Below are 24,181 nucleotides of genomic sequence, written 5' to 3'. Positions count from 1 at the left end.
GCGAGGCAGATTGCCGGAAAACGGCCGCGAAAGTGTAACGGTCGGGGGGCCCGGGAACAAGGTCCGGGGCTGAACCGCCCTGCCCCGTTCAGAGGTTGAAGCGCCGCTGCGGGGCCAGCAGCCCGCTGCCATCGACCTGGCCGAGTCCCTGGACAGCATCGTCCGGGCCGAACACGGCGACCACGCCACGCGGCCAGGACGGGTCCCGCTGGCGCTGGCCAACACAGAAGCGGTGGGCCTGGTCAGCATCGAGGTCAACCCGCGGGTACTCGGCCAGGCCCGCCGCCAGCGGCAGCAGCAGCACATCCAGGGCCGCCTCATCACCGGCCTCGGCCATCGCCCGCAGCTGGTCCAGCGTAACCATCGCCGGTTCGCGGAACGGCTCCACCCAGAGCCGGCGCAGCGCACTGATGTGCGCGCCGCAGCCCAGTGCCTCGCCCAGATCGCGGGCCAGGCTGCGGATGTAGGTGCCCGAGCCGCAGGTCACGCGCAGGCGCAGCCGCTCCGGCTGCTGCTCCAGCACCTCGATGGCGTGCACCTGGACATCGCGTTCCGGGGCCTCGATGGCATCTCCGCGGCGGGCCTTCACATACAGCGGCTCGCCCCCCTGCTTCAGCGCCGAATAGATCGGAGCACGCTGGCGGATGCAGCCGGTCAGCGGTACCAGCGCGGCCTGCAGCGCTTGGGCACTGATGGCCGGCACCGGGCGCTCCAGCAGCACCTGGCCTTCGGCATCATCGGTGTCAGTAGTCTGGCCGAGCACGATTTCGGCGTCGTAGGCCTTGGCTGAGCCGAGCAGCAGGCCGGCGATCTTGGTCGCCTCGCCGAAACACAGCGGCAGCAGGCCGGTGGCCAGCGGGTCGAGGCTACCGGTGTGGCCGCCCTTCTCGGCACGGAACAGGCGGCGGGCCACCTGCAGGGCGGCGTTGGAGCTCATGCCGGTCGACTTGTCGAGCAGCAGGATGCCATCCAGGCGGCGGAACTGAATTCGGGTCATGACAGCATTTCGTAGAGTCGAGCCATGCTCGACTGCCGAAGCGCGGCCAGCGTCCGGCCTCGCACGGTCAGCATGGAAAACGCCGGCATTACCCGGCGCAAGCTTATTCTTCGTCGCTCTCGCGACGCTTCTCCGCAGCCAGCGTGTCGGGCAGGTCGCGCAGGATGTTGTCGATGTGCTCACCACGGTCGACCGAGTCGTCGTAGTGGAAGTGCAGCTCCGGCACGTGGCGCAGCTTCATCGCCCGGGCCAGGTCCATGCGCAGGCGGTAGCCCAGCTCCTTCAGGCCGGCCACGGCTTCGGCCGAACGTTCCGGCATCAGCGCAGTGACGAACACCTTGGCATGGGCCATGTCGCGGGTGATTTCCACGTCGGACACGCTCACCGAGGGCAACCCGTGCTCGCGCACGGCGTTGTGCACCAGGGTGCCGAGTTCACGGCGCAGCTGGGCGGAGACACGGTCGGTTCGATGGAAAGTCTTGGGCACGCGGTCGGGCTCTTCTTCGTATTGGGTCTTGAACAGCTTACAGGGTGGAACGGGAACCGGGCCCAAAGGCCCGGTTCCGTATGGCATTACAGGGTGCGCGGCACTTCGATACGCTCGAAGCACTCGATCTGGTCACCCGGCTTGACGTCGTTGTAGGCCTTCACCGCGATACCGCACTCGGTGCCGTTGCGGACTTCCTCGACGTTTTCCTTGAAGCGGCGCAGCGATTCCAGTTCGCCTTCGAAGATCACCACGCTGTCGCGCAGCACGCGGATCGGCTTGTTGCGCTTGACCACGCCCTCGATGACCATCGAACCGGCCACGGCGCCCAGCTTGGAGCTGCGGAACACGTCGCGGACCTCGGCGATACCGATGATCTCTTCGCGGATCTCCACGCCCAGCAGACCGGAGGCCACCTGCTTCACCTGATCGATCACGTCATAGATGATCGAGAAGTAACGCAGGTCAACACCGTTGGATTCGATGATGCGACGGGCCGAGGCATCCGCACGCACGTTGAAGCCGATGACAGTGGCCTTCGAGGCGGCCGCCGAATTGGCGTCCGACTCGGTGATGCCGCCCACGCCGGAGTGGATCACGTTGATGCGGATGTCTTCGTTGGACAGCGCGACCAACGCCTGGCTCAGCGCCTGCACCGAACCCTGCACGTCGGCCTTGATGACCAGATTGAGGACCTGCTGGCCCTCGCCCTTGCCCAAGGTCGCCATGATGTCTTCCATGCGGCTGCCGGCGGTGGCGACCAGGCGCGATTCACGGCGCTTGGTCTCACGCTGCTGGGCAACGTCCTTGGCCAGGCGCTCGTCCTCGACGACCACGAAGTCGTCACCGGCTTCCGGCACGCCGGACAGGCCCAGCACCTGCACCGGGATGGACGGGCCGGCGAACTCCGGCTGTTTGCCGGTTTCGTCGAACAGCGCACGCACGCGGCCGTACTGGATGCCGCACACCAGATAGTCGCCCTTCTTCAGGCGGCCCTGTTGCACCAGCACGGTAGCAACCGGGCCACGGCCCTTGTCCAGCGCCGATTCGATCACCACGCCCGAGGCGCGACCTTCGTCGACGGCCTTCAGTTCCAGCAGTTCGGCCTGGATCGAGATGGCGTCCAGCAGGTCGTCGATACCCAGGCCGGTCTTGGCCGAGATCTCCACCATCTGGGTGTCACCACCGAAGTCTTCGGCCACGACCTGCTCGGACAGCAGTTCGTTCTTGACCCGCATCGGGTCGGCATCGGACTTGTCGATCTTGTTGATCGCCACGATCAGCGGCACACCTGCCGAACGGGCGTGCTGAATCGCTTCCTTGGTCTGCGGCATGACGCCGTCATCGGCGGCAACGACCAGCACCACGATGTCGGTCAGCTTGGCGCCGCGGGCACGCATCGAGGTGAAGGCGGCATGGCCCGGGGTATCCAGGAAGCTGATCACGCCCTTCGGCGTATCCACGTGGTAGGCGCCGATGTGCTGGGTGATGCCGCCGGCTTCGCCAGTGGCGACCTTGGTGCGGCGGATGTAATCCAGCAGCGAGGTCTTGCCGTGGTCGACATGGCCCATGATGGTGACCACCGGCGGACGCTGGGTGGCTTCGCCCTGGTTTTCACCGGTCGAGGCCAGCAGTGCGTCTTCGGCGTCGTTGTCGTTGGCACGGATCGCCTTGTGGCCGAGTTCTTCGGTGACCAGCGCGGCGGTGTCATGGTCGATGGACTGGGTGATGGTGGCCATCACGCCCATCTTGAACAGCGCCTTGACCACCTCGCCGCCCTTCAGCGCGAGCTTCTGCGCCAGGTCGGCCACGGTGATCGTGTCGCCGATCGCCACTTCACGCACCACCGGTGCGGTCGGCCGCTCGAACGCGTGCGGACCGGCATTGTTGCCACCGCGCGACATGTCGCGACGACCACCGGCCTGGTTGCGGCCACCCGGACGCCCACGGTTGTTGCTGTTGTTGCTGTTGCCACGACGCGCACGATCGGCGGCCGACAGGTGCATCTGGCCGGCGAAGCGATCGCCCGGGCCACGCTCGTTGCGCGGCGCGCTGCGGTTGTTGCGGTCATCGTTGCGCGGCGGCGGCGGTGCACCACGCGGCGCTGCCGGGGCAGCGGCCGGGGTACGCGGCGGGCGCGGCGCGGTTTCATCGATCGGAGCACGCTTGGGCTTGCTGGCCGCCAGCGCCTCGGCAGCCTTGGCGGCGGCGGCAGCTTCCTCGGCCGCCTTCTTCTCGGCCTCTGCGCGTTCCTTGGCCGCAACCTCTTCCTCACGGGCACGGACGATGGCCTCGTCGCGCAGACGATCCTTCTCGGCAAGGGCCTGCTGTTCGGCGAGGTTGCGTGCGCGCGACTCTTCCAGCTTTCGCAGGATGTCGGCGCGCTCTTCGTCCGGCGTCATGGCGCGAGCACCATCCTTGACGTAGGTGCGCTTCTGGCGCACCTCGACATTCACGGTCGTCTTGCTGCGACCGGAATTGACCGTCAATTCCTGCTGCTTCCGGCGGTTGAGCGTGATCTTCTTTGCAGACTGATCGGTCTCTTCCGGGGCCTGCTCGGGCTTGCCGTGCGAACGACGAAGGAAGCCCAGGAGCTTTACCTTCTCGGAGCTGGTCACGACCTGGTCGGGACCGCTGAACTTCATGCCGGCACCGGCCAGCTGTTCCAGCAGTTTTTCGACCGGCGTGTTGACCAGTTCGGCAAGCTTGCGGATGGTGGTTTGCTGCGACATTCGGATCCTATGATCTTGTGGGCGCCCCCCCGCATCTGGAGGTGGCGCGGATTCTACGCCCTGAGCGGCTCAGGGCCCTGTTCATTGCCGGCTCATTCGCCGCGTTCCAGTCGGGCGATCTCTTCGGCGCGCGCGGCCAGGATCAGCGCCGCAGCGCGCTCCTGGTCCAACCCTTCGATGCCGAAGTCCATGACCTCGTCGGCAGCCAGGTCGGACAGTTCCTCGCTGGTACGCACGCCGTGGCCGGCCAGCGCATACGCGGTGGCTTCGTCCATGCCCTTCAGGGACAGCAGGTCCTGCGCCGGCTGGCCGTCTTCAAGGCCTTCCTCGACTGCCAGGGCCTCATTGAGCAGCGCATCGCGGGCACGAGCGCGCAGCTCTTCGACGATGTCTTCGTCGAAACCTTCCACGGCCAGCAGTTCGCCGACCGGGACATAAGCGATTTCCTCGACGGTGCCGAAGCCTTCGCTGACCAGGATGCCGGCGATTTCTTCGTCCACTTCCAGCTTGTCCATGAACAGCTGCCGGGCCGATGCCTGCTCGGCCTCCGACTTGGCGGTGACCTGGTCCTGGGTCATCACGTTGAGCTGCCAGCCGGTCAGGCGGCTGGCCAGGCGCACGTTCTGGCCGCCCTTGCCGATCGCCTGGGCCAGGCGGTCTTCGGCGACGGCCAGGTCCATCGAGTGCTTGTCTTCATCGACGATGATCGACTGCACTTCGGCCGGCGCCATCGCGTTGATGACGAAGTTGGCCGGGTTGTCGTTCCACAGCACGATGTCCACGCGCTCGCCATTGAGCTCGTTGGACACGGCCTGCACGCGCGAGCCGCGCATGCCGATGCAGGCGCCGATCGGATCGGTGCGCTGGTCGTGGGCGAGCACGGCGATCTTGGCACGGTCGCCCGGATCGCGGGCGCAGGCCTTGATTTCCACCAGGCCCTGGCCGACTTCCGGCACTTCCAGCTTGAACAGTTCGATCATGAACTCCGGGGCGGCGCGGCTGATGAACAGCTGCGGGCCACGCGGTTCCGAACGCACTTCGGCCAGGTAGCCGCGCACGCGGTCACCGGCGCGCAGCACGTCGCGCGGAATGCCCTTGTCCTTCGGAATGAAGCCTTCGGCGTTGCCACCGAGGTCCACATAGATGTTGCCGCGCTCGGCGCGCTTGACCACACCGGTGATCAGTTCGCCGACGCGATCCTTCCACGCATCCACGACCTGCTGGCGCTCGGCTTCGCGCACGCGCTGGACGATGACCTGCTTGGCGGCCTGGGCGGCGATGCGGCCGAAGTCCGGGTTCTCGATCTGCTCTTCGATGTAGTCGCCGACGTCCACGCCTTCGGCTTCATCGACGGCGTCCATCAGGCGGATCTGGCGGTCCGGCGACTCCATGACCACGTCATCGGCCACCACTTCCCAGCGGCGGTAGGTTTCATAGCTGCCATCCTTGTGGTCGATGACCACGCGGGTCAGCACTTCCTCGTCGGGATAGCGCTTCTTCGCTGCCGAGGCCAGGGCGGCCTCGATGGCATCGAAGATCACTTCACGCGGCACGCCCTTCTCGTTGGCGACTGCGTCGACTACCAGCAACAGTTCCTTGCTCATTGGCTCACTCCGCGCGCGGCTTCTTTGCCGCCGGCTCGTTGGAAGAAGAATTCTTGTTAGGCTTCGGACGCTTCGGTGCCGGACCGGTCGGCTTGCTCGGGGCCAGCCCCAGCGCCACCCAGTCGGGCATGATCCGCGCCTTGTCGATATTGTCGGCCGACACGACCACTTCGGCCTTGTCGACGATGAAGGTGATGGTGCCCGCCGCCTCGTCGGTCGCTTCAATGCGGCCCTGCAGGCGACGACGGTTGTCCTGCGGCAGCTTCAGCGTGACCTTGGCCGATTCACCCTGGTGGCGAGCGAACTGCTCCAGGTTGAACAGCGGGCGGTCCACGCCCGGCGAGGACACTTCCAGCGTGTAGTTGCCGCTGATCGGGTCTTCGACGTCCAGCTGCGCCGACACTTCGCGGCTGACGCGCTCGCAGTCGTCCACATTGATGATGCGCTCCGGCTGTTCAGCCAGCGGCACGTCGATGTAAAGGCGCAGGGTCGCACCGCCGGGGGCCGGCAGATACTCAACGCCCAGCAGCTCCAGGCCCAGCGACACAACGGTCGGGGCGAGCAGATTCGCGATGTCGGTTGCCTTGTCGCTCACAGCCTGCCTTGATCTCTTGGTTGGGTGCCGACCTTGGCCGGCGTGAAAACATGACGCCCCGGAAACGACAAAGGGCCCGCTGGGCCCCTTTTTCCGGAAAGACTCCGGTGACTGGATTCCGGTTGCAACGCGCTGCGTAAGCGTGTTGCGAGCCCTCCTTCCGGACCGGGCCTCCCGTGGGGATGCCGCCTTCAGGGGTACTGCCTAGGCCGCTGATGATAGCGGCTGCACCGCACTGGTGCAAGGCTTGGACCGGCCTGCCTCACCGGCAGTCGAGCATGGCTCGACTCTACAAAAAGGCGCAACCTCAAAGAAAAACGCCTCCGAAGCAGGACTTCGAAGGCGATCTCTTTACTTGGTAGCGGGGGCAGGATTTGAACCTGCGACCTTCGGGTTATGAGCCCGACGAGCTGCCAGACTGCTCCACCCCGCATCAGAAGCGGAATTATGAGGCATGGCTTCAATACATGCAAGCCTTCCCTCATTCATCAGACCGGTTGGCGCCGGTTCGATGTTGGTAGCGGGGGCAGGATTTGAACCTGCGACCTTCGGGTTATGAGCCCGACGAGCTGCCAGACTGCTCCACCCCGCACCGGAAGTGTTTGAACTGCTGCCCTGCTCTTTCGAGGAGGGCTACCGCAACGATGTTCTGGCTGAACCGCTGCAGTGACAACTCAGGCTGCGCATATTACACGAATCACGCAGCTTTGTGTCAACTTTTATGCAAGATGCGCAAATGCCTGCTGGCACCAGACCATGATCGGGTTCCAGGCCAGGCCCAGCGCCAGCAGCGCCAGCGCGTTCACGCCCAGCACCAGGCCCAGCACGCGGTCGTTGCTGCGCGGCATGGCCTCGCCAACCGGCTCATCGAAGTACATGACCTTGATGACGCGCAGGTAGTAGAAGCAGCCGACCACGGCGCACAGCACGCCGAGGATGGCCAGCCACAGCAGGCCGCCATTGACGGCAGCGCCCAGCACGGCCAGCTTGGTCCAGAAGCCCAGGAACGGCGGGATGCCGGCCAGCGACGCCATGATGCACAGCACCAGGCCGGCCATCCACGGGTTGCGGGCATTGAGGCCCTTGAAGTCCTCGATGTTCTCGGCCTCAAAGCCGGCACGCGACAGCGCGATGATCGCGCCGAAGGCGGCGGTGGACATGATGGCGTAAGCCAGTGCGTAGAACAGCGCTGCGGCATAGCCCTGCGCGCCACCACCGGCGATGCCCATCAGCAGGAAGCCGATGTGCGAGACGGTGGAGAACGCCAGCATGCGCTTCAGATTGCTCTGCGCGATGGCCATCAGGTTGCCGATCACCAGCGAGACCGCGGCCAGGCCGGCAATCATCAGCTGAAGCTCGGTCGACAGCGGGCCCACGCCCATTTCCAGCAGGCGGTAGGCCATGCCGAACGCAGCCAGCTTCGGCGCCGAGCTGATGAACAGCGCGATCGGCGCCGGGGCACCCTGGTACACGTCCGGCAGCCACATGTGGAAGGGCGCGGCGCCGAGCTTGAAGGCGACGCCAGCGATCATGAACACCGCACCGGTGATCAGCAGCACGCGCTCTTCCGAGTGCGGGATCGCGTCACGGATGACGTCCAGGTGCAGGCTGCCGGTGGCGCCGTAGATCAGCGACATGCCGTACAGCAGCAGGCCCGAGGCCAGCGAGCCGAGCACGATGTACTTCATCGCCGCTTCCGAGGCCAGGCCGCTCTCGCGGTTGCTGGCAACGAGTGCGTACGAGCACAGCGCCAGCAGTTCCAGGCCCAGGTAGACCATCAGCAGGCTGCCGGCCGACACTAGGATCATCATGCCGGCGGTGCCAAACAGGATCAGCACCGGGATCTCGCCCTGGAACAGGTTGCGGTCACGCAGGTAACGCCAGCCATAGACCAGGGTCAGGCCGCTGAGCAGCACGATCCCGGTCTTCATCACATCCGCGGCGGTATCGCGTACGAACATGCCATGGAAGACCTCGCCCTGCCCGCCCACGCCGGTGGCCAGCATGAACAGCACCACGGCCAGCGCAGCGAGCGAGAACAGGTGGGTGACGATCTTGTTCCGGTTGCTGACGAACAGGTCGAGGATCATCAGGGCGAAGGCGCTGCCGATCAGCACCAGCTCGGGAGCGAGCGGTGGCAGGTCAGCGGCGGTCAATGGCAGCAGCGGGGAGGTGGTCATCATCAAATCCTGGAATTACAGCAGCTTGCTGGATGCGATCTGCATCGCCAGCTTCGCGATCGAGGGCTCCATCAGGTCGGTCAGCGGCTTGGGGTAGATGCCCAGGGCCAGCACGCCAATGGCAAACACGCCCAGCACCAGCCATTCGCGGCCGTTGATGTCCTTCAGTTCGGCCACGTGGCTGTTGGCCACTTCGCCGAAGAAGATGCGCTTGTACAGCCACAGGGTGTACGCGGCGCCGATGATCAGGGTGGTGGCCGCGCCCAAAGCGATCCACGGATTACGCTGGAACGCCGACAGGATGACCATGAACTCACCGACGAAACCGCTGGTGCCCGGCAGGCCGGCATTGGCCATGAAGAACAGCATGGCGAAGGTGGCGAACCACGGCATCACGTTGACCACGCCACCGTAATCGGCGATGCGGCGGCTGTGCATGCGGTCGTACAGCACGCCGACGCAGGAGAACATCGCACCGGACACGAAGCCGTGCGAGATCATCTGCACCATGGCGCCCTGCAGGCCCAGGCGGGCCGCATCGGCGTTGCCGGCTTCACGCACCAGCCACAGGGCGATGAAGGTGCCCAGGGTGACGAAGCCCATGTGCGCGATCGACGAATAGGCGATCAGCTTCTTCATGTCGTCCTGCACCAGGGCGACCAGGCCGACGTAGATCACCGCGATCAGCGACAGTGCGATCACCAGCCAGGCCCATTCCTGCGACGCGTCCGGCACGATCGGCAGGTTGAAGCGCAGGAAGCCGTAGCCACCGATCTTCAGGGCGATGGCGGCCAGGATCACCGAACCGGCGGTCGGTGCTTCGACGTGGGCATCCGGCAGCCAGGTGTGCACCGGGAACATCGGCACCTTGACCGCGAAGGCGATCAGGAAGGCGAAGAAGATCCAGGTCTGCTCCTTGGCCGACAGCGGCAGCGCGTACAGGTCGGCCAGCTGGAAGCTGCCGCCCTTCATGTACAGGTAGATCAGCGCCACCAGCATCAGCACCGACCCGAGGAAGGTGTACAGGAAGAACTTCAGCGCCGCGTAGATGCGGCGCGGGCCGCCCCAGACACCGATGATCAGGAACATCGGGATCAGCATCGCCTCGAAGAACACGTAGAACAGCATCGCGTCCGTCGCGGCGAAGATGCCGACGGTGACGCCTTCCAGGATCAGGAAGGCCGCCACGTACTGGTTCACGCGCTTGTCGATGGCGCTCCAGGCGCCGATCAGGGCAAGCACGCTGACCAGGGTGGTCAGCAGGATCAGCGCGATGGCAATGCCGTCCACGCCCAGGTTGTAGCCGATCTTGTAAGCCGGGATCCAGGCATGGGTCTCGACGAACTGCAGACCGTCGATGCCCGCGTTGTAGCCGCTCAGCAGCGAGAGGCTCGCAACGAAGGTGAGCACCGCCACGCCCAACGACGCCCAGCGGGCGGTCTGCGCATCACGGATCGCAAGGATCAGGGCGCCACCGATGATCGGCAGCCAGATGAGGACACTGAGTAGAGGCCAGTTCGACACGTCTTCTTATTCCGTACAGGTCATCAACGCAGGTAATGCATCAGCACGCCCAGCAGGGCAATCAGGCCGATGATCATCGCGAAGGCGTAGTGATAGAGGAAACCGGATTGGGTACGACGCAGCACGCCGGCTGCGACGTCCACAACACGTGCCGAGAGATTGACCACACCGTCGACGATGTTGCTGTCGATCCAGCGCGAGACTTTGCCCAGCTTCACGCTGCCGCCGGCAAAGCCATCGATCCACAGCTTGTCGAAGCCGTACTTGTTTTCCAGCACCGAAACGATCGGGGCGAAGGTCTTGCGCGCCTTGCCAGACAGGTCCGGCTTCCACAGGTAGAACAGTGCAGCCAGCAGGAAGCCCGCAACGGTCAGGAAGAACGCAGGCGCCATCATGCCGTGCAGCGCGAAGGCGACCGGGCCGTGGAACTCTTCACCCAGGAAACCGATGGTGTTCTTGGCCGGATCGTAGAAATCGACGATGCCGGTGAAGAACGTATGCGCCTGGCCCTTGATCGCGTCGTGCGCGTGGTGACCGGCCCAGTCGGTGCCGTACAGCATCGGACCGATGCTGAAGAAACCGATGGCGATCGACGGGATGGCCAGCAGGATCAGCGGCAGGGTCACCACCCACGGGGTTTCGTGCGGCTCATGCGGACCATGGCCATGGCCATGGTCGTCGTGGTGCGCATCACCGTTGTGGGCGTCAGCGGCGTGATGATCGTCATGGCCGTGGCCATGGGCATGATCATCATGCGCGTCGCGGAAGCGCTCCTTGCCGTGGAAGGTCAGGAACAGCAGGCGGAAGCTGTAGAAACTGGTAACGATCACGCCACCCAGCACCGCCCAGTAGCCGTAGGTGGCGACCCAGTTGTTGGACAGGTGCGCGTGCAGCTCGGCGGCCTCGATGATGGTGTCCTTCGAGTAGAAGCCGGAGAAGAACGGCGTACCCACCAGTGCCAGGGTACCGATCCACATGGTGATGAAGGTGATCGGCATGTACTTGCGCAGGCCGCCCATCTTGCGCATGTCCTGCTCGTGGTGCATCGCGATGATGACCGAGCCGGCACCCAGGAACAGCAGGGCCTTGAAGAAGGCGTGGGTCATCAGGTGGAACACGGCAGCCGAATAGGCCGACACGCCCAGGGCGACGGTCATGTAGCCCAGCTGCGACAGCGTGGAGTACGCGACGACGCGCTTGATGTCGTTCTGCACGATACCAATCAGGCCGGTGAAGAACGCGGTGGTGGCACCGATGAACAACACGAAGTTCAGCGCGGTCTGCGACAGCTCGAACAGCGGCGACATGCGGGTGACCATGAAGATGCCGGCGGTCACCATGGTCGCGGCGTGGATCAGAGCCGAGATCGGGGTCGGGCCTTCCATCGAGTCCGGCAGCCAGACGTGCAGCGGGACCTGGGCCGACTTGCCCATGGCGCCGATGAACAGGCAGATGCAGATGACGGTGGCGATCGACCAGATCACCGGCTCGTTCAGCAGCTGCATGCCGAGGATGGTGCCGTCCCAGATCTGCAGCTGGGCACGCGGATCAGCCAGCATGCCGGCCTGCGAGAACACCTGCGAGTAATCCAGGGTGCCGAACACCCACAGCACGCCAGCGATACCCAGCAGGAAGCCGAAGTCACCGACGCGGTTGACCAGGAACGCCTTCATGTTGGCGAAGATCGCGGTCGGGCGCTTGAACCAGAAACCGATCAGCAGGTACGACACCAGGCCCACCGCTTCCCAGCCGAAGAACAGCTGCAGGAAGTTGTTGCTCATCACCAGGGTGAGCATCGAGAAGGTGAACAGCGAGATATAGCTGAAGAATCGCTGGTAACCCGGATCGTCCTGCATGTAGCCGATCGTGTAGATGTGGACCAGCAGCGACACGAAGGTCACCACCACCATCATCATCGCGGTGAGCTTGTCGACCATGAAGCCGACATGGGCCGAGTACTGGCCAACCTCGAAGAACGTGTAGATGTTCTGGTTGAACGGCTGCGCGCCGCCCCACATCAACTGGTAGAACGTGTACATCGACAGGCCGCAGGCAACCGCGACGCCGAGGATGGTGATGGTCTGTGCGCCGAAGCGCTTGACCTGGCGACCGAACAGGCCGGCGATGATGCTGCCGAACAGCGGTGCAAGCACCACTGCGATCAACAGACTCTTGGAGAGAGTGATTTCCATCTGTGGATCAGCCCTTCAACGAATCGACTTCGCCGACATTGATCGTGCGGCGGGTACGGAACAGGGTCACCAGGATCGCCAGGCCGATGGCGGCTTCCGCGGCGGCGACGGTCAGGATGAAGAACACGAACAGCTGGCCGGACGGATCGCCCAGCTGACGCGAGAAGCCGACGAAGTTGATGTTCACCGACAGCAGCATCAGTTCGATCGACATCAGCAGGACGATGACGTTCTTCCGGTTGAGGAAGATGCCGGCCAGGCTGATGGCGAACAGCACCGCGCCCAGCGCGAGGATGTGGCCCAGAGTGATCATGCCTTGGTCTCCTCTTCGCCCGCGGCCGGAGTGGTGTTGCTGTGGATCACCGGCTGTTCGGCATCCATCTTGACCATGCGCAGGCGCTGGTCTGCCTTGACCATGGTCTGCTCGCCCGGGTTCTGGCTCTTCACGCCGGTGCGGCGACGCAGGGTCAGCATCACGGCGGCGACCACGGCCACGGTCAGAATGACGGCGGCGAACTCGAACGGCAGCAGGTACTCGGTGAACAACGTGCGCGCCAGCCAGGTGATGTTGGAGGTGTCGGCAGCGATCGCGGCGGCGTTGTCGGCCGGGAACGGGTTGACCGCCCTGCCCTTCACGCCGATCAGGATCAGCATCTGCACCAGCATCGCCACGGCCACGATCAGGCCGACCGGCAGGTAGCGCACCCAGCCCTCACGCATCCTGGTGGTGTCAATGTCCAGCATCATCACCACGAACAGGAACAGCACCATCACCGCGCCGACGTAGACCAGCACCAGCGCCACGCCAAGGAACTCGGCGCCCACCAGCAGCCACACGCAGGCAATGGAGAAGAAGGTCAGCACCAGGCACAGCACGGCGTGCACCGGGTTGCGCACGCTGATCACCGCACCGGCCGAAACCGTTGCCGCGATGGCGAACACCCAGAAAGCGATATTTACCCAATCCATCTCTCGACCTCAGCGGTAAGCGGCATCGGCGGCACGACGCTCGGCGATCTCGTTTTCGAGACGATCGCCAAGGGCCAGCAGCTGCGGCTTGGTAACGATGTTTTCGCCACGGTTCTCGAAGTGGTACTCGAGGATGTGGGTTTCGACGATCGAGTCCACCGGGCAGCTTTCCTCACAGAAGCCGCAGAAGATGCACTTGAACAGGTCGATGTCGTAGCGGGTGGTACGGCGGGTGCCGTCCTCGCGCTTGGCCGAGTCGATGGTGATGGCCAGGGCCGGGCACACCGCTTCGCACAGCTTGCAGGCAATGCAGCGCTCTTCGCCGTTGGGATAACGGCGCAGTGCGTGCAGGCCACGGAAGCGCGGCGACTGCGGGAACTTCTCCATCGGGTACATCATCGTGTACTTCGGCTTGAAGCTGTACTTCAGCGTCAGCCAAAGGCCGGCCAGCAGTTCGAGCAGCAGCAGGCTCTTGAAGTAATGGGTAATCCTGTTCATCACTTAGACGCCCTTTTGAATCACGCCGAAGAACACCATGACGGCGGTAACCGCGATCCACAGAATGGCCAGCGGGATGAAGACCTTCCAGCCCAGGCGCATGATCTGGTCATAGCGGAAGCGCGGGAAGCTGGCACGGAACCAGATGTAGGCACTGGCGAAGAAGAACACCTTGACGAACAGCCACGGTGCACCGCCCTTCCAGATCCAGTCGACCAGCGGCGAGACATCGCCGACGTTGACCCAGCCCTGGACCGGGCTCAGCCAGCCGCCGAGGAAGAAGATCGAGATCAGGAAGCTGATCAGGATCATGTTCGCGTATTCGGCCAGGAAGAACAGGGCGAAGGCACCGCCGGAGTATTCGACCATGTGGCCGGCAACGATTTCCGACTCGCCTTCCACCACGTCGAACGGCGCGCGGTTGGTTTCAGCCACGCCCGACACCCAGTAGATGACGAACAGCGGGAACAGCGGCAGCAGGAACCAGTCGAAGAAGCCGGAGCTGCCGGCCTGCGCCATCACGATGTTGCTCAGGTTCAGGCTGCCAGCGGCGATCATCACGCCGACCAGGGCGAAGCCCATGGCGATTTCGTAGCTGATCATCTGCGCCGAGGCGCGCATCGCACCCAGGAACGCGTACTTCGAGTTGGACGCCCAACCGGCCAGGATGATGCCGTAGATGCCCAGCGAGGTCATCGCCAGCAGGTACAGCAGGCCGGCGTTGGCGTTGGACAGCACGATCTGCGAATCGAAGGGCACCACCGACCAGGCCGCGAAGGCCGGGGCCAGGGTGATCAGCGGCGCCAGCAGGTAGATCGCCTTGTTGGCGCTGCTCGGCTGGACCACTTCCTTGAACAGCAGCTTGAAGACGTCGGCGAAGGCCTGGAAGATGCCCATGCCCACGTACATCGGGCCGTGGCGGACGTGCATCCAGCCGATCAGCTTGCGTTCCCAGACCACGTAGAAGGCCACCGAGACGATCACCGGCACGGCGATCACCAGGATCTTCAGGATGATCCAGATCAGCGCGCCGATGTCACCGAGGCCAAGCAGCCACTGGTGCAGCGGGTCGACCGCGTTCAACAGCAATTCGTTCATGCAGCCACCACCGATACGCGAGCGGCACCCAGCGGCGCGGTCGCGCCGTGGCCCGATTCAATCCAGACCGAACCCGCAGCGACGCGGGCGTCGACCACCACCGGCAGGGTGGCCTTGCCGGCGTCGGTGCCGACCTTGGCCATCTGCCCTTCCTGCAGCTGCAGGCGAGCGGCATCGTCAGCGTTGAGCACGATGCGCGGGGCGTTGTTGAGCGGATGCGACTGCAGCGCCGGGGCGCGACGGACCACCGCATCGGTGCGGTAGATCGCGGCGGTCGAAGCCACTTCCAGGCCTTCACCGGCAACCACGGGCTGGGCCGAAGCGGCGACGGTGACCGACACCGGGGCCAGGCTCGCACGCAGTCCGGCCAGGTCGGTGAAATCGAAACCGGCCACGGCCAGGTCGCCGCCCAGGGCGCGCAGCACGCGCCAGCCCTCACGAGCCTCGCCCGGCAGCTTGCCGCCGGCACGGGCCGACTGTTCGCGACCATCGAGGTTGGTCAGGGTGGCGTCGATTTCCGGCAGCGCACCGATCGGCAGGATCACGTCGGCAACGTCGCGGGTCGAGGCGCAGGCGAACTGGCTGAAGGCCACCACCTGGGCACCGGCCAGCGCCTTGCGCGCGGCTGGGGCATCGGCGAAGTCCAGGCCCGGTTCCAGGCCATACACCACGTAAGCTTGGCGCGGCTGCGCCAGCATCGCGGCAACGTCCTTGCCGGCCGGCAGCACGCCAGCGCGGGTCAGACCGACAGCATTGGCGCCCTGCGGAATGCGGCACAGCTTGGCACCGGTAGCGGCGGCGAACTCACGCGCAGCGGCGCGGATCGCGGCGGCCTGCGGGTGGTTCTCGGCGATGCCACCGACGATCAGCACGGTGTTGTTGCCGCCCTGCACCGCCGTACGCAATTCGGCGTTGGCCAGCGCGTCGACGAACTTCGACGGGACAACGATCTGCTTGCCGGCGATGCTGAAGGCGAAGTCGAAGTCCACCGGGTTGACGACGTGGATCTTCGCGCCATGGGTGGTCTGCGCCTTGCGCAGGCGGGCGTGCAGCAGCGGCAGTTCGTGGCGGATGTTGCTGCCCAGAATGACGATGCGGTCGGCGCCTTCGATTTCGGCCAGCGGCAGGCCGAACACTTCGGCAGCTGCGGCGTCGGAGAAATCGCGGTTGTTGATGCGGTGGTCGATGTTGCTCGAACCCAGGCCCTTGGCCAGGCGGGCCAGCAGTGCGCCTTCCTCGTTCGAGGTCGACGGGTGCACCAGCACGCCCAGGCTGTCGCCCTGGTTCGCCTTGAGGATCTCGGCGGCCGCTGCCAGGCCTTCGGCCCAGCTCACTTCCTTCCATTCGCCATTGACCTTGCGCAGCGGCTTGACCGCACGGTCTTCGCTGTACAGGCCCTGGTGCGAGTAGCGGTCGCGGTCGGACAGCCAGCACTCGTTGACGGCTTCGTTGTCGCGCGGCACGGTGCGCAGCACTTCGCCGCGACGCACGTGAAGGAACAGGTTCGAACCCATCGCGTCGTGGTACCCCAGCGACTCGCGCGCGGTCAGCTCCCACGGGCGGGCGCGGAACTGGAACACCTTGTTGGTCAGCGCACCGACCGGGCACACGTCCACAACGTTGCCGGACAGTTCGGTGGTCAGCGGCTTGCCGTCGTAGGTACCGATCTGCAGGTTCTCGCCGCGGTACATGCCACCCAGTTCATAGGTGCCTGCCACGTCGGCGGTGAAGCGCACGCAACGGGTGCACTGGATGCAGCGGGTCATCTCGGTGGCAACCAGCGGGCCCATGTCTTCGTCGGGCACCACGCGCTTGCGCTCGTTGAAGCGGCTGACCGAACGGCCATAGCCCAGCGAGACGTCCTGCAGTTCGCACTCGCCGCCCTGGTCGCAGATCGGGCAGTCCAGCGGGTGGTTGATGAGCAGGAACTCCATCACCGAACGCTGGAACTTCAGTGCCTTCTCGCTGCGGGTGGCCACCTTCATGCCATCCATCACCGGGGTGGCGCAGGCCGGCGCCGGCTTTGGCGACTTCTCCACGTCCACCAGGCACATGCGGCAGTTGGCGGCGATCGGCAGCTTCTCGTGGTAGCAGAAGCGCGGGATCGAGATGCCGGCCTTGTCGGCCGCCTGGATGATCATCGAGCCCTTGGGCACGACCAGCGACTTGCCATCGATCTCGATGGTGACGTGATCGGGTGGGACGCTCGGATTTACGGGTTGCGCGCTCATGCAGCGGCTGCCTCCACCTTCTTGCCGTCAACCATCGAATGACCGTTGACGATGTAGTACTCGAACTCGTCCCAGAACTGGCGCAGGAAGCCCTGGATGGGCCATGCAGCCGCTTCGCCGAACGCACAGATGGTGTGGCCTTCGATCTGGCCGGCCACGGCCTTCAGCTGGTGCAGGTCTTCCATCGTCGCCTTGCCGGCGACGATGCGCTCCAGCACGCGGTGCATCCAGCCGGTACCTTCACGGCACGGGGTGCACTGGCCACAGGATTCCTTGTGGAAGAACTGGCTGATGCGGCAGGCAAACTTGACGCAGCACACGCTGTCATCCAGCACCACGACGGCGCCCGAACCCAGGCCGGAGCCCAGAGCGCGGATGGTGTCGTAGTCCATCGGCAGGCCCTTCAGCTCGGCTGCGGTCAGCACCGGCATCGACACACCGCCCGGGATCGCGCCCTTGAGCTTGCGGCCCGGACGCAGGCCACCGGCCATTTCCAGCAGGTCGTCGAAGGTGGTGCCCAGCGGCACTTCGAAGTTGCCGCCGTTCTGCACGCAGCCGGACACCGAGAAGCACTTCGGACCGCCGTTGGCGGTCAGACTCAGGCCCTTGAACCACTCCGGACCGTTGCGGATGATCGCCGGCACCGAACCGTAGGTTTCGGTGTTGTTGATCGTCGACGGCTTGCCGTACAGGCCGAAGTTCGCCGGGAACGGCGGCTTGTAGCGCGGCTGGCCCTTCTTGCCTTCCAGCGATTCCATCAGCGCGGTTTCTTCGCCGCAGATGTAGGCGCCGGCGCCCAGGGCACCGTAGATATCGATGTCCACGCCCGAGCCCATCACGTTCTTGCCCAGCCAGCCGTTCGCATAGGCGTCGGCCAGGGCCTGCTCGAAGTGCTCGAACGGCTCGTGGTGGAACTCACCGCGCAGGTAGTTGTAACCCACGGTTGAACCGGTGGCGTAGCAGGCGATCGCCATGCCTTCCACCACCGAATGCGGGTTGTAGCGCAGGATGTCGCGGTCCTTGCAGGTGCCCGGCTCGGATTCGTCCGAGTTGCAGAGGATGTACTTCTGCATGTTGCCCTTGGGCATGAAGGACCACTTCAGGCCGGTCGGGAAGCCTGCGCCACCGCGGCCGCGCAGGCCCGAGGCCTTGACCATCTCGATGACCTGCTCCGGTGGGATCTTCTCTTCGAGGATCTTGCGCAGAGCAGCGTAGCCACCGGTCTTCAGGTAGCTTTCGTACGACCACGGGGTGTCGTAATGCAGGGTGGTGTAGACCACCTGGTGCGGCAGCGGCGCGGGGCCGACCGGACCCTTGGATTCGTGGTGATGTGCCATGCCCTTACTCCAGCCCGTCCAGCAGCTCGTCAACCTTTTCCAGGGTCAGACGCTCATGGTAGTGACCGTTGATGACCATCATCGGCGCGCCACCGCAGCCGGCCAGGCACTCTTCCTCGCGCTTGAGGTAGACGCGGCCGTCCGGGGTCGATTCACCGTGCTTGATGCCCAGCTTCTTCTCGCAATGGCGCACGATGTCCTCGGCGCCATTGAGCCAGCAGCTGATGTTGGTGCAGATGGCCACGTTGTTGCGGCCTACCTTCTCGGTCTCGAACATCGAGTAGAAGCTGGCGACCTCGTAGGCCCACACCGGCGGCAGGTCCAGGTACTTGGCCACGCCGGCGATCAGTTCGTCGGTCAGCCAGCCCTGGTTCTGCTCTTGGGCCGCATGCAGGCCCTGCAGCACGGCAGAGCGCTTGCGGTCCGGCGGGAACTTGGACAGCCAGTGATCGATGTGAGCGCGGGTCTTGTCGCTCAGCACCACCATCGGGTCGACGTCGCGCGCCGCCTCGAAATTACCTGTCGCCTTCATCGGCCGACCTCAGCGAAATGCATAACGTGAAATTCCAGAAACTGCGGCGCCGGCTTGCGCCGGCTGCCTGCAGCGGGCGTTGGCGTGGCGGACGGCATTACCGGTCAACCTCGCCGAACACTAGGTCGTAGGTACCGATCATCGCCACCACGTCGGCCAGCATGTGGCCGCGCACGATCGAATCGATCGAAGACAGGTGGGCGAAGCCCGGCGCACGCAGGTGCACGCGGAACGGCTTGTTGGCGCCATCGGAGACCAGGTAGCAGCCGAACTCACCCTTCGGGGCTTCCACCGCCGAGTAGGTCTCGCCGGCCGGCACGCAATAGCCTTCGCTGAACAGCTTGAAGTGGTGGATCAGCGCTTCCATGTCGTCCTTCATGTCCTCGCGCTTGGGCGGAGCGACCTTGAAGTTCTTCACCATCACCGGGCCCGGGTTGGCCTTCAGCCACGCCACGCACTGCTTGATGATGCGGTTGGATTCGCGCATTTCGGCAACGCGGACCAGGTAGCGGTCGTAGCAGTCGCCTTCCTTGCCCAGCGGGATATCGAAATCGACGGCATCGTACTTGGCGTACGGACGCTTCTTGCGCAGGTCCCAAGCAACGCCCGAGCCGCGCAGCATCACGCCGGTCATGCCCCACTGGTGGGCCAGCTCCGGGCTGACAACGCCGATGCCGACGGTACGCTGCTTCCAGATACGGTTGTCGGTCAGCAGGGTTTCGTATTCATCAATGCGCTTGGGGAACTCGACGGTGAAGTTCTCCAGGAAGTCCAGCAACGAGCCTTCGCGCGAAGCATTGAGCTGCTTCAGCGCCTTGCCCTTGTGCCAGCGCGATTCCTTGTACTTCGGCATGTGGTCCGGCAGGTCGCGGTAGACACCGCCCGGACGGTAGTACGCCGCGTGCATGCGCGCGCCGGAGACCGCTTCATAGCAGTCCATCAGCTCTTCGCGCTCGCGGAAGGCGTACAGCATCACCGCCATCGCACCCAGGTCGAGCGCGTTGGAGCCCAGCCACATCAGATGATTGAGGATGCGGGTGATTTCGTCGTACATGGTGCGGATGTACTGCGCACGCTCCGGCGCCTCGATGCCCATCAGGGTCTCGATCGCGCGCACGTAGGCGTGCTCGTTGCACATCATCGACACGTAGTCCAGGCGATCCATGTAGCCGATCGACTGGTTGAACGGCTTGGACTCGGCCAGTTTTTCGGTACCACGGTGCAGCAGACCCACGTGCGGGTCGGCGCGCATGATGGTTTCACCGTCCATTTCCAGGATCAGGCGCAGCACACCGTGAGCGGCCGGATGCTGCGGGCCGAAGTTCATGGTGTAGTTGCGGATCTCCTGTCGTGCTTCGGCCGGATTACTGGCAAAGGCTTCGCTGGCTTGATGGAACTGACTCACTTCACTGCCTCCTGCGCGCGCTCGCCTTCTGCGGTCTGCAGACGGGCGTCGTCACGGATCACGCGCGGCACGCCGACGCGCGGCTCCACCGAGGTGACCGGTTCGTAGACCACGCGCTTCTTTTCTTCGTCGTAGCGCACTTCGACATTGCCGATCAGCGGGAAGTCCTTGCGGAACGGATGGCCGACGAAACCGTAGTCGGTCAGGATCCGGCGCAGGTCCGGGTGGCCCTCGAAGATCACGCCGTACAGGTCGAACGCTTCGCGCTCGAACCAGTTCAGGCCGGGCCAGATGCCGGTCAGCGAAGACACCACCGGCAGCGCTTCGTCAGGGGCGAAGCAGCGCAGGTGCATCATCAGGTTGTGCTGGTACGAACGCAGCTGCGCGACCACGGCGAAACGCTGGGCCGGCATGTGCTGCGGGCTCGCGCCATCGGCACCGTTTTCCTCGGTGGGGAACTCGCCCCACGCGAAACGGCCCTGGGCCTTGCCTTCGACGCCACGGCTGAAGCCCTGCGAGGACACGTCAGCGGTGTCCCATTCGTCGGAGCCATAACCGAGGTAATCGACGCCGCAGAGATCCACGGCCTGCTCGAAACCAAACTCGTCACGCAGCGCCAGCGCGGTGGCATGCCACTCGGCGGCAGGCACCTCCAGCGTCACTTCGCCGCGGGGTTCGACCACGATGACCTTCGCACCAGCGAAACGTGCGGAGAGTCGGTCGATGAAGGATGCTTGCTCTGCCATGGGGGCTTGGCGCGCTCTTGTAGTGTGGAAGGGTCAGCGGGCGATGGTCTGTGTACGCCAGATCTTCTTCTGCAGCTGCAGGATCCCGTACACCAGCGCCTCGGCGGTCGGCGGGCAGCCCGGGACGTAAACGTCCACTGGCACCACGCGATCACAGCCGCGCACGACAGAATAGGAGTAATGGTAGTAGCCGCCGCCGTTGGCGCAGCTGCCCATGGAGATGACCCACTTCGGGTCCGGCATCTGGTCGTAGACCTTGCGCAGCGCCGGGGCCATCTTGTTGACCAGGGTACCGGCCACGATCATCACGTCGGACTGACGCGGCGACGGGCGGAACACCACGCCGTAGCGGTCAAGGTCCAGGCGCGCAGCGCCGGCGTGCATCATCTCGACCGCGCAGCAGGCCAGACCGAAGGTCATCGGCCACATCGAGCCGGTGCGCGCCCAGTTCAGCAGGGCATCGACGCTGGTGGTGACGAAGCCCTTTTCCAGCAGCGGGTTGTCGCCCTCCGGCCGCAGGATGTCATCAACCCGCCCTTCCGGGACCGGATTGTTCATGAGGCCATCGAGAGTCTGAATCACTCCCATTCCAGCGCTCCCTTCTTCCAGACGTAAATGAAACCGAGGAACAGCATGCCGACGAACAGGCCCATGGTGACGAGCGAACGGGCGCCCAGCTCCATGAAGACCTGGGTCCACGGCACGATGAAGATGATTTCCAGGTCGAAGACGATGAACTGGATCGCGATCAGGTAGTAGCGCACGTCGAACTTCATGCGCGCGTCTTCGAAGGCTTCGAAGCCGCACTCATACGGCGACAGCTTTTCCAGATCGGGGCGGCGGGGACCGAGGAATCGACCAACCAGCATCAGCGTAATGCCGATACCGGTGGCAACGATCAGAAACAGCAGAGACGGCAAATATTCGGCCAGCACAGCGATTCTCTCTTGCCTCTGCCGCTGCGCCTGCAGGCGCTTTGGCATGGGGGAGTGGACGGGAATCAGCCTGGCGCCTTGCGCGCCAGACGAACCCGCTTTACTTACAAATGGTGCCCAAGAGGGGACTCGAACCCCTACGACCTAAGTCGCTACCACCTCAAGGTAGTGCGTCTACCAATTCCGCCACCTGGGCAAACGATCACATCAGACTATCTTCCCGATGCGCCGCGTATTGTAACCGGCTTCAGTGTTTCTGGGAGCCTTCCGAAGGCTTTTCTTCACCAGAAACCGAAGATTCCGCCTTAGCCGGCACATTCGCGGCCGGAACCGGGGCGGCCGGGACCGCATCGGCCTTCGGAACGGCCGGGAGTTCACCTGCCGGAGCGGCCGGAGCGCTGGCCGCCGGGGCGGACATCAGGCCCAGATCCTGGTCGGCCGCCGGACGGCTGCCGTGGCCGGCATACCAGGCCATGAAGAGGCTGATACCGAAGAACACGACGGCCAGCCACTTGGTCGACTTGGACAGGAAGTTCGAGGCGCCGCGCGCACCGAACACCGTACCCGAGGCGCCGGCACCAAAGCCCGAACCCGCCGCCGCACCCGAGCCACGCTGCATCAGGATCAGCGCGATCATGGCCACAGCGACCAGCACGTAGACGACATTGAGGATCAACATCAGCATTGGAAACCGCCCTCGGACAATACTTCTAGGATTAGTTCGCGGCCGCCGCCCTTGCGATGGCCAGGAAGTCCGCGGCCACCAGGGAGGCACCGCCGACCAGCCCACCATCGACATCCGGCTGCGCGAACAGTTCCCCGGCATTGTCGGGCTTCACGCTACCGCCGTAAACAATGGGCAGTGAATCAGCGATTCTAGCATCGATACGCGCCACTTCGCCACGGATGAACGCGTGCACCTGCTGCGCCTGCTCCTTGCTGGCGGTGCGGCCGGTGCCGATCGCCCAGACCGGCTCGTAGGCCACCACGGCCTGGGCGAAGCCGGCCGCGCCGACCCGTTCCAGCACCGGCGCCAGCTGGCTGGCAATGACCGCCTCGGTCTGGCCCGCCTCACGCTGCTCCAGGGTTTCGCCCACGCACAGCACCGGCACCAGGCCGGCATGCAGGGCCGCGGCGAACTTGCGCGCGACCAGCTCGCTGCTTTCATGGTGGTACTGGCGGCGCTCGGAGTGGCCGACCAGGCCGTAGCGGGCACCGACCTCGTGCAGCATCGCGGCGCAGACCTCACCGGTATAGGCGCCCTTCTCGTTGCTGCTGACATCCTGCGCACCGAACACCAGACCGGTGTCGCCGAAGTCCTCGACCAGCTCGCCCAGGTAGGGCAGCGGCGGCAGGATCACCACCTCGACCCCCGCCTTGGGCAGCCCCGCAGCCACCTGGCCCAGCAGGTCAGTGGCGAATTGACGGCTGCCGTGCAGCTTCCAGTTTCCGGCGACGATCTTGCGGCGCATGAGCGGTGGCTCCTGTGTGAAGTCAGCCGGTCATGATACCCGCTACGGCAAAAATCCGTTTCCGTGTAAGCGGTTACATGGATTTTCAGCCAGCGGCGCAGCCCCTCGTGGCGGGTTTGGGGTTGGTTGGTTGCGGAGAGCTCCGGGGGGATTTGTGGGGTTGACCGGGCGGGTGGGGATGCCGGGGGACGCCGTAAACCCGTCCCTGGGGGCTTGGCCGCGGCATCCATGCCGCGGACACCCCGCCATCCCCAGCCGCCCGGCCTCTGACACATTCCGGCGGTTCCGCCCGTCACGGAAAGAAAAAAAGAAGATCACAGGCAGAAGCCGAGCCCCCTCCCCCCCTACCCTCCCTCATCACCTGACAGATCTCATCCACGCATGGCGTGGATCTATCGTGTCGACCAAGGTCGACACCTACCGGAGATCGCGATTTACCAACCGTCACCAGGAAACTGTCGGGGGTGGGGCGGTGTGGGTGGGCAGGACCGTTGGCGCCATGGATGGCGCCATCGAGCCCCCATGGACGGGTTTACGGCGTGTCCTGCCCACCCACACCGCCCCGCCCCCGACAGTTTCCTGGTGACGGTTGGTAAATCGCGATCTCCGGTAGGTGTCGACCTTGGTCGACACGATAGATCCACGCC

21 protein-coding genes and 3 tRNA genes are annotated in these 24,181 nt (G+C 64.7%); all 24 read right to left on the bottom strand.

The window, feature by feature from the left end:
* Window positions 1-88: 88 nt before the first annotated feature.
* Window positions 89-997 (bottom strand): tRNA pseudouridine(55) synthase TruB, encoded by a 909-nt coding sequence (truB, locus tag QZ853_RS14115; RefSeq protein ID WP_295574373.1) that lies wholly within the window; start codon window positions 995-997, stop codon window positions 89-91.
* Window positions 998-1,100: 103 nt separating this feature from the next.
* The gene (rbfA, locus tag QZ853_RS14110) at window positions 1,101-1,484 is read right to left on the bottom strand and encodes a 30S ribosome-binding factor RbfA (protein ID WP_005410447.1); all 384 of its coding nucleotides are present in this window, start codon (window positions 1,482-1,484) and stop codon (window positions 1,101-1,103) included.
* Between the two features lie 86 nt (window positions 1,485-1,570).
* A complete protein-coding gene (gene infB, locus QZ853_RS14105; protein ID WP_295574371.1) occupies window positions 1,571-4,216 on the bottom strand; it encodes a translation initiation factor IF-2 in 2,646 nt (881 codons plus the stop codon).
* Window positions 4,217-4,308: 92 nt separating this feature from the next.
* Complete coding sequence (gene nusA, locus QZ853_RS14100) at window positions 4,309-5,820, bottom strand: transcription termination factor NusA (RefSeq protein WP_107231059.1); 1,512 nt, start codon at window positions 5,818-5,820, stop codon at window positions 4,309-4,311.
* 4 nt (window positions 5,821-5,824) lie between these two features.
* On the bottom strand, window positions 5,825-6,415 hold the full coding sequence (gene rimP, locus QZ853_RS14095; protein WP_295574368.1) for a ribosome maturation factor RimP: 591 nt from the start codon (window positions 6,413-6,415) through the stop codon (window positions 5,825-5,827).
* Window positions 6,416-6,771: 356 nt separating this feature from the next.
* Window positions 6,772-6,848 (bottom strand) — tRNA-Met (locus tag QZ853_RS14090).
* Between the two features lie 82 nt (window positions 6,849-6,930).
* Window positions 6,931-7,007, bottom strand: a tRNA-Met gene (locus QZ853_RS14085).
* Between the two features lie 127 nt (window positions 7,008-7,134).
* Window positions 7,135-8,595 carry an NADH-quinone oxidoreductase subunit NuoN gene (nuoN, locus tag QZ853_RS14080; RefSeq protein WP_295574366.1) on the bottom strand — a complete coding sequence of 487 codons (1,461 nt, stop codon included), beginning with the start codon at window positions 8,593-8,595 and terminating at the stop codon, window positions 7,135-7,137.
* A 15-nt stretch (window positions 8,596-8,610) separates the two neighbouring features.
* Window positions 8,611-10,119 carry an NADH-quinone oxidoreductase subunit M gene (locus tag QZ853_RS14075; RefSeq protein WP_057497494.1) on the bottom strand — a complete coding sequence of 503 codons (1,509 nt, stop codon included), beginning with the start codon at window positions 10,117-10,119 and terminating at the stop codon, window positions 8,611-8,613.
* A gap of 23 nt (window positions 10,120-10,142) precedes the next feature.
* The gene (gene nuoL / locus QZ853_RS14070; protein WP_295574363.1) at window positions 10,143-12,311 is read right to left on the bottom strand and encodes an NADH-quinone oxidoreductase subunit L; all 2,169 of its coding nucleotides are present in this window, start codon (window positions 12,309-12,311) and stop codon (window positions 10,143-10,145) included.
* A gap of 7 nt (window positions 12,312-12,318) precedes the next feature.
* Window positions 12,319-12,624: an NADH-quinone oxidoreductase subunit NuoK gene (gene nuoK, locus QZ853_RS14065; protein ID WP_005417921.1), complete on the bottom strand. Its 306-nt coding sequence runs from the start codon at window positions 12,622-12,624 to the stop codon at window positions 12,319-12,321.
* Window positions 12,621-13,280 carry an NADH-quinone oxidoreductase subunit J gene (locus tag QZ853_RS14060; RefSeq protein WP_295574361.1) on the bottom strand — a complete coding sequence of 220 codons (660 nt, stop codon included), beginning with the start codon at window positions 13,278-13,280 and terminating at the stop codon, window positions 12,621-12,623. The genes nuoK and QZ853_RS14060 overlap by 4 nt, the downstream gene beginning before the upstream one ends.
* A 9-nt stretch (window positions 13,281-13,289) precedes the next feature.
* A complete protein-coding gene (gene nuoI / locus QZ853_RS14055) occupies window positions 13,290-13,778 on the bottom strand; it encodes an NADH-quinone oxidoreductase subunit NuoI (protein ID WP_005410456.1) in 489 nt (162 codons plus the stop codon).
* 3 nt (window positions 13,779-13,781) lie between these two features.
* The gene (gene nuoH, locus QZ853_RS14050) at window positions 13,782-14,876 is read right to left on the bottom strand and encodes an NADH-quinone oxidoreductase subunit NuoH (RefSeq protein ID WP_295574358.1); all 1,095 of its coding nucleotides are present in this window, start codon (window positions 14,874-14,876) and stop codon (window positions 13,782-13,784) included.
* Entirely contained in the window at window positions 14,873-17,107 is a 2,235-nt protein-coding gene (gene nuoG / locus QZ853_RS14045; protein ID WP_295574353.1) for an NADH-quinone oxidoreductase subunit NuoG, read from the bottom strand. The genes nuoH and nuoG overlap by 4 nt, the downstream gene beginning before the upstream one ends.
* A complete protein-coding gene (nuoF, locus tag QZ853_RS14040; RefSeq protein ID WP_295574350.1) occupies window positions 17,104-18,444 on the bottom strand; it encodes an NADH-quinone oxidoreductase subunit NuoF in 1,341 nt (446 codons plus the stop codon). The genes nuoG and nuoF overlap by 4 nt, the downstream gene beginning before the upstream one ends.
* Before the next feature lie 4 nt (window positions 18,445-18,448).
* On the bottom strand, window positions 18,449-18,976 hold the full coding sequence (gene nuoE, locus QZ853_RS14035; RefSeq protein ID WP_005410460.1) for an NADH-quinone oxidoreductase subunit NuoE: 528 nt from the start codon (window positions 18,974-18,976) through the stop codon (window positions 18,449-18,451).
* Window positions 18,977-19,073: 97 nt separating this feature from the next.
* Window positions 19,074-20,381, bottom strand: a complete 1,308-nt coding sequence (locus tag QZ853_RS14030) for an NADH-quinone oxidoreductase subunit D (protein ID WP_295574347.1) — start codon at window positions 20,379-20,381, stop codon at window positions 19,074-19,076.
* A complete protein-coding gene (locus QZ853_RS14025; protein ID WP_295574344.1) occupies window positions 20,378-21,127 on the bottom strand; it encodes an NADH-quinone oxidoreductase subunit C in 750 nt (249 codons plus the stop codon). Before QZ853_RS14025 ends, QZ853_RS14030 begins: the two co-directional genes overlap by 4 nt.
* A gap of 33 nt (window positions 21,128-21,160) precedes the next feature.
* Window positions 21,161-21,715: an NADH-quinone oxidoreductase subunit B gene (locus QZ853_RS14020; protein WP_079222612.1), complete on the bottom strand. Its 555-nt coding sequence runs from the start codon at window positions 21,713-21,715 to the stop codon at window positions 21,161-21,163.
* Window positions 21,706-22,062 carry an NADH-quinone oxidoreductase subunit A gene (locus tag QZ853_RS14015; RefSeq protein ID WP_005414075.1) on the bottom strand — a complete coding sequence of 119 codons (357 nt, stop codon included), beginning with the start codon at window positions 22,060-22,062 and terminating at the stop codon, window positions 21,706-21,708. Before QZ853_RS14015 ends, QZ853_RS14020 begins: the two co-directional genes overlap by 10 nt.
* A 111-nt stretch (window positions 22,063-22,173) precedes the next feature.
* Window positions 22,174-22,258 (bottom strand) — tRNA-Leu (locus tag QZ853_RS14010).
* A gap of 51 nt (window positions 22,259-22,309) precedes the next feature.
* Entirely contained in the window at window positions 22,310-22,747 is a 438-nt protein-coding gene (secG, locus tag QZ853_RS14005) for a preprotein translocase subunit SecG (RefSeq protein WP_295574341.1), read from the bottom strand.
* Window positions 22,748-22,778: 31 nt separating this feature from the next.
* A complete protein-coding gene (gene tpiA / locus QZ853_RS14000; RefSeq protein ID WP_295574338.1) occupies window positions 22,779-23,534 on the bottom strand; it encodes a triose-phosphate isomerase in 756 nt (251 codons plus the stop codon).
* Window positions 23,535-24,181: the final 647 nt, after the last annotated feature.

This window comes from uncultured Stenotrophomonas sp. (genome assembly GCF_913778665.1).
Classification (GTDB): Bacteria; Pseudomonadota; Gammaproteobacteria; order Xanthomonadales; family Xanthomonadaceae; genus Stenotrophomonas.
Note: the sequence above shows the minus strand (reverse complement) of the source record. Positions and strands in the feature narration are given on the sequence as shown.

Excerpts from the sequence above, each read along its gene's own strand:
- tpiA (WP_295574338.1), bottom strand. The coding sequence starts at position 23,534 with ATGCGCCGCAAGATCGTCGCCGGAAACTGGAAGCTGCACGGCAGCCGT.
- truB (WP_295574373.1), bottom strand. The coding sequence starts at position 997 with ATGACCCGAATTCAGTTCCGCCGCCTGGATGGCATCCTGCTGCTCGAC.
- nuoK (WP_005417921.1), bottom strand. The coding sequence starts at position 12,624 with ATGATCACTCTGGGCCACATCCTCGCGCTGGGCGCGGTGCTGTTCGCC.
- QZ853_RS14020 (WP_079222612.1), bottom strand. The coding sequence starts at position 21,715 with ATGGGAGTGATTCAGACTCTCGATGGCCTCATGAACAATCCGGTCCCG.
- infB (WP_295574371.1), bottom strand. The coding sequence starts at position 4,216 with ATGTCGCAGCAAACCACCATCCGCAAGCTTGCCGAACTGGTCAACACG.
- secG (WP_295574341.1), bottom strand. The coding sequence starts at position 22,747 with ATGCTGATGTTGATCCTCAATGTCGTCTACGTGCTGGTCGCTGTGGCC.
- nuoE (WP_005410460.1), bottom strand. The coding sequence starts at position 18,976 with ATGAAGGCGACAGGTAATTTCGAGGCGGCGCGCGACGTCGACCCGATG.
- nuoF (WP_295574350.1), bottom strand. The coding sequence starts at position 18,444 with ATGGCACATCACCACGAATCCAAGGGTCCGGTCGGCCCCGCGCCGCTG.
- nuoN (WP_295574366.1), bottom strand. The coding sequence starts at position 8,595 with ATGACCACCTCCCCGCTGCTGCCATTGACCGCCGCTGACCTGCCACCG.
- nuoI (WP_005410456.1), bottom strand. The coding sequence starts at position 13,778 with ATGAACAGGATTACCCATTACTTCAAGAGCCTGCTGCTGCTCGAACTG.
- nuoH (WP_295574358.1), bottom strand. The coding sequence starts at position 14,876 with ATGAACGAATTGCTGTTGAACGCGGTCGACCCGCTGCACCAGTGGCTG.
- QZ853_RS14060 (WP_295574361.1), bottom strand. The coding sequence starts at position 13,280 with ATGGATTGGGTAAATATCGCTTTCTGGGTGTTCGCCATCGCGGCAACG.
- nusA (WP_107231059.1), bottom strand. The coding sequence starts at position 5,820 with ATGAGCAAGGAACTGTTGCTGGTAGTCGACGCAGTCGCCAACGAGAAG.
- nuoL (WP_295574363.1), bottom strand. The coding sequence starts at position 12,311 with ATGGAAATCACTCTCTCCAAGAGTCTGTTGATCGCAGTGGTGCTTGCA.
- nuoG (WP_295574353.1), bottom strand. The coding sequence starts at position 17,107 with ATGAGCGCGCAACCCGTAAATCCGAGCGTCCCACCCGATCACGTCACC.
- QZ853_RS14025 (WP_295574344.1), bottom strand. The coding sequence starts at position 21,127 with ATGGCAGAGCAAGCATCCTTCATCGACCGACTCTCCGCACGTTTCGCT.